The organism is Paramuribaculum intestinale, assembly GCF_003024925.1.
Classification (GTDB): domain Bacteria; phylum Bacteroidota; class Bacteroidia; order Bacteroidales; family Muribaculaceae; genus Paramuribaculum; species Paramuribaculum intestinale.
This window is the reverse complement of the sequence record NZ_PUED01000132.1, coordinates 1-7031: the sequence shown is the minus strand read 5'-3', so window position 1 is coordinate 7031 and position 7031 is coordinate 1. Positions and strand designations below refer to the sequence as shown.

The 7031-nt window shown below is 49.6% G+C and carries 8 protein-coding genes; 6 read left to right on the top strand and 2 right to left on the bottom strand.

Annotation, left to right across the window (positions count from 1 at the left end):
* The 3 genes from C5O24_RS14305 to asnA all read left to right on the top strand — a co-directional run.
* The coding region (locus C5O24_RS14305) for a hypothetical protein (RefSeq protein WP_205961087.1) at positions 1-192 on the top strand (192 nt) is incomplete at its 5' end.
* Between the two features lie 163 nt (positions 193-355).
* Positions 356-1306: a quinolinate synthase NadA gene (gene nadA / locus C5O24_RS09580; RefSeq protein ID WP_107035381.1), complete on the top strand. Its 951-nt coding sequence runs from the start codon at positions 356-358 to the stop codon at positions 1304-1306.
* A 649-nt stretch (positions 1307-1955) separates the two neighbouring features.
* Complete coding sequence (asnA, locus tag C5O24_RS09575; protein WP_107035382.1) at positions 1956-2990, top strand: aspartate--ammonia ligase; 1035 nt, start codon at positions 1956-1958, stop codon at positions 2988-2990.
* 70 nt (positions 2991-3060) lie between these two features.
* On the opposite strand, the gene C5O24_RS09570 is transcribed toward asnA, so the two are convergent.
* Positions 3061-4347 (bottom strand): DUF2851 family protein, encoded by a 1287-nt coding sequence (locus C5O24_RS09570; protein WP_107035383.1) that lies wholly within the window; start codon positions 4345-4347, stop codon positions 3061-3063.
* Positions 4348-4417: 70 nt separating this feature from the next.
* On the opposite strand from C5O24_RS09570, the gene C5O24_RS09565 reads away from it, so the two are divergent.
* The 3 genes from C5O24_RS09565 to C5O24_RS09555 are packed head-to-tail and all read left to right on the top strand — an operon-like array spanning position 4418 to position 6780.
* On the top strand, positions 4418-4966 hold the full coding sequence (locus tag C5O24_RS09565) for a shikimate kinase (RefSeq protein ID WP_107035384.1): 549 nt from the start codon (positions 4418-4420) through the stop codon (positions 4964-4966).
* A complete protein-coding gene (locus tag C5O24_RS09560) occupies positions 4963-6132 on the top strand; it encodes a Rossmann-fold NAD(P)-binding domain-containing protein (RefSeq protein ID WP_107035385.1) in 1170 nt (389 codons plus the stop codon). Before C5O24_RS09565 ends, C5O24_RS09560 begins: the two co-directional genes overlap by 4 nt.
* A 6-nt stretch (positions 6133-6138) precedes the next feature.
* Positions 6139-6780: a ribonuclease H1 domain-containing protein gene (locus tag C5O24_RS09555; protein WP_107035386.1), complete on the top strand. Its 642-nt coding sequence runs from the start codon at positions 6139-6141 to the stop codon at positions 6778-6780.
* A 79-nt stretch (positions 6781-6859) separates the two neighbouring features.
* Here the strand turns inward: C5O24_RS09555 and C5O24_RS09550 are convergent, their stop codons facing one another.
* Positions 6860-7021, bottom strand: coding sequence for a large conductance mechanosensitive channel protein MscL (locus tag C5O24_RS09550; protein WP_439331589.1), 162 nt, complete (start codon positions 7019-7021; stop codon positions 6860-6862).
* Positions 7022-7031: the final 10 nt, after the last annotated feature.

The following is a 7031-nucleotide window of genomic DNA, read 5'->3' as shown; positions in this document are numbered from 1 at the left end:
GTGTTTATACCTGTAACATACTTTTCAGCATCTTCTCATTTACAAGCCCTCCCCAAGCAAATATATGACAACACACAAAGTTATGACAAACTTCCTGATGCATTTTTTACAATTATGAAGCTTTGCATTCTCAAATATTTATTAACTTTGCATGAAATTGACACCATGTTTATAAACTATATAATATACTGATATTCAATATACATTAGTGTTTATAAATATAAAGTCAATGTAAGTAAGAGTGTTGACAACGTATTTGCGGGCAATGAAGGAAATATTTCTTTCCACACCGCTTACAGACATTATTGCTTTTACTTGGTATTATATTTTAATTTTATCCTATACTATATAAATCATGGGTACAAAGAGCTACTCCGAGGAAACAACCCGTCTGCACGAAGAGATAAACCGGCTTAAAAAAGAAAAGGGCGCGGTGATAATGGCCCATTACTACACAAATCCTGAGATACAGGATGTGGCCGACTTCATAGGCGACTCCCTGGCACTGGCCCGCATAGCCCAGGATGTGGAAGAGAATGTAATAGTGATGTGCGGAGTGCATTTCATGGGAGAAACAGCCAAGATACTTTGTCCCGACAAACGTGTTCTCGTGCCTGATCCGGAAGCCGGATGCTCTCTTGCCGACAGCTGCAAGGCCGAGGACTTCGAAAAATTTATAAAGCTTCATCCCGGTCATACGGTCATTAGCTACGTAAACACTACAGCCGACGTAAAAGCTCTCACCGACATAGTAGTCACCTCGGGCAATGCTCTTAAGATAGTGAATTCTCTTCCGGATGACGAGAAAATCATATTCGGTCCCGACCGTAATCTCGGAGAATATATCAACTGCCTGACAGGCCGCAACATGGTGTTGTGGGATGGAGCATGTCACGTACATGAACGTTTCTCGCTTGAGAAAATACTTGAGCTTAAGAGAGAAAATCCCGACGCGGAGATACTCGTTCATCCCGAATGCCGTAAACCTATCCAGACCGTAGCCGACAAGGTGGGATCGACAGCCGTACTGCTCCAGTATGCACGCGAAAGCAAGGCCACACGGTTCATAGTGGCTACCGAAAGCGGCATACTTCATCAGATGCGTCTCCAATGTCCTGAAAAGGAATTTATAGCCGCTCCGCCGTCGGATACCTGCGGATGCAACGAGTGCGCATATATGAAACTCAACACACTTGAAAAACTACGCCGCTGTCTGGCCGAAATGTCGCCCGAAGTAGAGGTAGATGCCACGCTTGCCGAGCGTGCCCGACGTCCGATAGTAAGGATGCTTCAGATGTCGAGATAAGGTATGTAAGAGTATGTTTTATTTTAACATGAAAACGATGGTAAATAAGTGTTGAAATGGTGTTGAAAACAACAACGTAACTTTTCAGTAATTTAATTTGCATATACCATTGCTATTTTCAATATACCAGCAGGCTTAAAAACACAAAAAAGATAACAACGCATTATCAAACCTTTTTCTCACCGTTACAAGGCGTTTTTATACACAATAATCTTTATAATCTTACTTACGCGACAGGTTATAAACATGATGTAAATAAACCAGATGTTACATTATCTTACAAAGATTTGCAGTGTTTATAAAGTGATGATACGATAAGATGTGAATGCAATAACAGTATTATGCAAACAAATCATCGAAAAGTTATTGTTGCAATTCACACCAATTGTTATTTTTCTTTGGAATTGCTTTTTGAAGATTTTAATTTTTCAAATAAATATATCACGATGTCAGTAAGCCACGGTGTACACCTCAGGCATGTATAGAAGCTTAAAGAATTATCAAACGCTATTCAATGCCTTAGAGGATGTCGATAAGGCCACATATAATATAATGGCGTGTTATATAAATAATATAAGGCGTGCGTTGTTTGGATATATAGGCAAAGTGTTGTATATTTGCGCTAACACATAGCAAAACGTCAATAAAAATGTCGCTGATAATACCAAAAAGCTACAAACGCAAGCTTCTTCCCGAAACGACGGAAGTCGCTATCAAGATGATAAAGGACGATTTTCAGCAGCGTCTGTCGTCAAATCTCAATCTCAGGCGTGTCACTGCCCCGCTCTTTGTGCTGTCGGGCACTGGACTCAACGATGATCTCAACGGTGTGGAGCGTCCGGTAAGTTTTGAAGTAAAAGCAGTCGGAGGTAGCAGAGCCGAAGTGGTCCATTCGCTCGCCAAATGGAAGCGAATGAAGCTCGGAGCATATTGCATTGCGCCGGGATTCGGACTATATACCGATATGAACGCCATCAGAGCCGATGAGGATCTTGACAATCTTCATTCGCTGTATGTCGACCAGTGGGACTGGGAAATGACCATACATGAATCGGACCGCAATCTGTCGTTCCTTAAATCGATCGTAGAAAAAATATACGATTCGCTCAAAGCCACCGAAGCCAAAGTCTACGAGAGATTTCCGCATATAACTCCGCGACTTCCCGAAAATATAGAATTCATACATGCCGAGGATCTCAAGCGCATATATCCCGGCATGACATCGAAGCAGCGCGAGGATGAGGCCGCCCGCAGATATGGAGCTATATTCCTGATAGGGATAGGAGCGCCTATTGACGGAGGTGAACCACATGACGGGCGCGCGCCTGACTATGACGACTGGATCACCCCGACAGGCGATGGACATAACGGTCTTAACGGCGACATAATATTGTGGGACAGTGTGCTCGGACGTTCAATCGAAATATCGTCGATGGGTATAAGAGTCAGCGGCGAATCGCTCCGCCGTCAGCTTGAAATGCGCGGATGCACCGAAAGAACCTCGTTGCCTTTTCATTCGGCCTTGTTGAGCGGTAAACTCCCCTATTCCATAGGAGGAGGCATAGGTCAGAGCCGTCTGTGCATGTTCATGCTTCAGAAAGCCCATATAGGCGAAGTGCAGGCAAGCATATGGCCGCAGGAACAGATTGATGCCTGTCATGCGGCCGGCATCGAGCTGTTGTGATATGCAGGTTTGTAGTGTAGGAAGTATCAGGCAAAAAATTTACTGACTGATACGGATGATAAAATGACATTTATTCGCGGCGGCGTGCGCTGTCGGCAAGCATACGGTGGCCTATCCGGCAATACAGGCATTTGCGTTTCTCGCAGTAGTTGCGTCTGAGTTCTACAAGCGCCTGACTTGTGAATGCGTCGGGAACTTTGATGCCTGCCTCACCAAACATGGATACTATCCTGTTGTTTTCGGGTGCAAGCGAATGCAGCAGTGCTGATGCGCGGTCGGTGAGGTGCGTGTCGCCATGTACTGTTCCGTAAGCCATCATCAAAGGAGCTACGCAGTTGATGGTCATGATAGTGACCGATTCGCGGCTCATGGCTTTGAGCGTGCGGTTGCCTTCGGGTCCGAAAGTGTAGCGTGTCGACCAGTATCCGTCCATTGCAGGGCTGAAAAGAGCCATGGCATCATCTATGGTGCGCACGGCGAGCAGGCGTGAAGTCATTCTGAATCCCGAACGAATCAGTGAAGCAAGCACTGCTATGCGACGGTACGGGAGGTTGGGCGGACGCATGCGTGCCATTTTCCATCCGAGTGCTTCGGGAGCACGCAGTCCGAACTTATGCGACAGAAAAGCATACTCACGGCTCAGACGCGCCGCGTAGGGATCGCTGCCGGCATATCTGTCGAGAAGTCCGCTCTGGCCGAAAAGAAGAGCTTCCACAGCCAGCTGAGAGTCGGCATGCTTGCCTATGAACATAAGAGGCATACTCATGGCCAGACGTTCGAAAGGCTCACTGTTGACGCTGAATCCAAGACAGCGGGCCACACTGATGTAGACAGCCTGTTCCCAGTCGCCTCCGAAGCGGCGGCGCATTTCTTCGAGTCGTTCGGCCTTTGCATAAAGACGTTCGAATCCGAGGGTCGACATCCAGTCGGTAATATATACCGAGGGCATATCCTTTATAGCTCCCGCACATGGGATATCGCGGTCGGCGGCTCCTACCAGAGCGCCATATTTAAGATGCAGATCGGGTGAGCATGGCATTCGCATCTGCGGTATTATCTGGCCGTCGGACCGGCGTATGACGGCGTCGTCGCGGTCTACGACATGAAGCACCACCGAATCGTATGCCCTGTCGGACGAATGGCCGTGACGATGCCAGTCGCTTGCTCTGAAATGTATCTCCACGTTGCCTGCCCATATACGTCCGTCGATGCTTATCTTGGCGTTGAAGAAGTCGGGACCGGCATCGTTGTTGAGCCTTCCCGGATCGATGACCTGAAGGCGTCGTCCGTCGACGGTGCGCATATCGTTCTGCCGCCACAGACGATGCTGCCATACATATTGCATCAGTTTTTCCATAGGTAGTCGATTCTATGAGCAAACTTAACTAAAAAGTCGGATATTTTAAGTAAGTTTGCAATAAAATATTATGAAACCGATATTTCTCATAGGCTACATGGGCTGCGGCAAGTCGACTCTCGGACGCAATGTCGCACGGATGACAGGTCTTCAGTTCATAGATCTCGACAACTTCATAGAGGCGCGTTTTCATGCCAGTGTAAAAGAGATATTCGCTTCGCGTGGCGAGGAAGGCTTCAGGGACATAGAGCGCCGGATGCTTATTGAAACGTCGGATTTTCAGGATGTGATAGTGGCCTGTGGAGGCGGCACTCCATGTTTTTTCGACAATATGGAGATAATGAACAGCAAGGGTGTGACGGTGTATCTCGACGCATCGCTTGAAAAACTCCATACGCGCCTGATGCGCGGACGCCACAAACGTCCGCTTATAGCCGGCATGGAATCGGAACAGCTGCGTGAATTCATAGTGAAAGCTCTCGAAAGCCGTATGCCTTACTATAGCAAGGCGAGCATGGTTTTCAGGTCTGATCTTCTCGAAAACGAAGCCGAGGTGGGCGAAACTGCCTCACGCTTCATATCGCAGCTCGGACTCACTGCAAAAGAAAGCGATATATGAATACACCCGCTATAGAAAATTGCGAGGCTCCGGCGGCTGTAAGGAAGTCGAAGCGTGCGTTCACCATAGGTCTGCCACGATGTGATGGCGGAGGCGAGAAGCGTTTTCCGCTTACTCCCGAGGCTGTGGCGATAATGACGGAGCGCGGATATGAGGTGCGCATGGAGCATGGAGCCGGAAGTTCGATCCACTATCCGGATGCGGCATATTTACGTTGCGGAGCCGTGATAACGGGGCGCACCGAAGCTTTCGGATGCGATATAGTGATACATCTCCGTCCGGTCGAAGAACAATCGGCGAGACTTATGCGACGTGGAGCGATGTTGCTGACAATGAGCCATTATCATCTGCTCGACCGACGTGGTGTGAAAGCTTTGCTCGACAATCATATAATAACCATAGCCATAGACCGCATATCCGACAGCAGAGGCAACACTCCGTTTGCCGACATACTTTCGGAGATAGACGGCCGGGCCTCGGTGGCCATAGCCTCGGCGCTGCTTGCCGATCCGGTCAATGGCAAGGGCATTTTGCTCGGCGGTGTGGCCGGCATAGTGCCATGTGAGGCCACGATCATTGGTTCGGGCATAGCTGCGTGTGCGGCTGCGCGCTCGGCCTCGGGCGCCGGTGCGATGGTGAGGATATTTGACGACGACGTGTATCGCCTTCGCGATGTCACCCGCGATCTCGGGGCATGGGCCATAGGATCTTCGCTTCATCCGAGAGTGGTGCGTGGGGCGTTGCGCACTGCCGACATAGTAGTTGTGACCGATACGTCGATTCCTCCGGTGCTTGGAGGTGAGATTGTCGACGAGATGAAGCGCGGGGTGGTGATATTCGACCTGTCGTCGTGTCCGGGCAGGGTATTTCCTTCGCTCAAATGCATAGATCTTGCCGATGCCGTGGCAGAGATAGGCGAGGTGCGCTGCTGCTATGTAAATGCCGGGAGCGCGGTGCCACGCACTGCAGCCATGGCTCTGAGCAATACTTTCCTGACTTTTTTCAGCGATATAACGGCTTCCGACGGTCTTGTCAACGCACTCAGACTTATGCCGGGCATGCAGCGTGCGGCAATGACTTTTCTCGGCAAGGCTGTCGACAGCCGTGTAGCCTCAATAGCGCGTGTGAGACCTGTCGACATAAATATTTACCTAACACTTTCCTGAGCGCAGATGGCAAAGAAATATTACGTAGTATGGGCCGGCCATGATACCGGCGTTTATGATTCGTGGGAGGAATGCCAGCTCCAGACACAGGGCTTTCCGGGTGCACGCTACAAGGGTTTTTCCACTCTCGAGGCGGCTATATCGGCCTACCGTAACGAGTCGCGGGCCGACGACATGGCCGTCATATCGGCCATTGCAGCGCGTCCGGCAGTGACCACCAATTATTCGGCCTTGCCGGGTATAAACATGAATGCAATATGCGTCGACGCAGCTTGCTCGGGCAATCCAGGTCCGATGGAATACCGTGGCGTGGATCTGTCGACAGGCCGCGAACTGTTTCATTTCGGTCCTATAGGCGGCGCTACCAACAATATAGGCGAGTTTCTGGCCATAGTCCATGCTCTGGCGATGCTTGAAAAGGAGGGGCGCAGCGGTGTGACTGTTTACTCCGACAGCCGCACGGCCCAGGCATGGGTGCGCGACCGTCATGCACGCACACAGATAAAGCCTTCGGCGGCAAATGCCGCTGTCAGAGATCTGATCAGGCGTGCCGAGACGTGGCTACAGACACACACACCCCGCAATCCGGTGGTCAAATGGCCTACCGAGGAGTGGGGTGAGATACCGGCCGATTTCGGCCGTAAATAACTTGTGTCAAGAAGCTTAGCGCCTATATGAATTTATCGCGAAGATAAATTTCCAGACTTCTTGCTATTCAAACATCCTATTATTTTTTATTCTCCGGAGAGTTCTGTGCCTTCAGGAGATCGCGTATTTCGGTGAGCAGTTCCTCTTCGTGGGTAGGAGCGGCTGCCGGAGCCGGTTCCTCAGTTTTCTTGCGGCGTATCTGATTGATGAATTTCACCATGATGAATATACAGAATGCCACGATCAAGAAG

What these genes read in the sequence shown, in the direction of transcription:
- asnA (WP_107035382.1), top strand. Translation starts at nt 1,956, where the DNA reads ATGTCGCTGATAATACCAAAAAGCTACAAACGCAAGCTTCTTCCCGAA.
- C5O24_RS09565 (WP_107035384.1), top strand. Translation starts at nt 4,418, where the DNA reads ATGAAACCGATATTTCTCATAGGCTACATGGGCTGCGGCAAGTCGACT.
- C5O24_RS09560 (WP_107035385.1), top strand. Translation starts at nt 4,963, where the DNA reads ATGAATACACCCGCTATAGAAAATTGCGAGGCTCCGGCGGCTGTAAGG.
- C5O24_RS09555 (WP_107035386.1), top strand. Translation starts at nt 6,139, where the DNA reads ATGGCAAAGAAATATTACGTAGTATGGGCCGGCCATGATACCGGCGTT.
- nadA (WP_107035381.1), top strand. Translation starts at nt 356, where the DNA reads ATGGGTACAAAGAGCTACTCCGAGGAAACAACCCGTCTGCACGAAGAG.
- C5O24_RS09570 (WP_107035383.1), bottom strand. Translation starts at nt 4,347, where the DNA reads ATGGAAAAACTGATGCAATATGTATGGCAGCATCGTCTGTGGCGGCAG.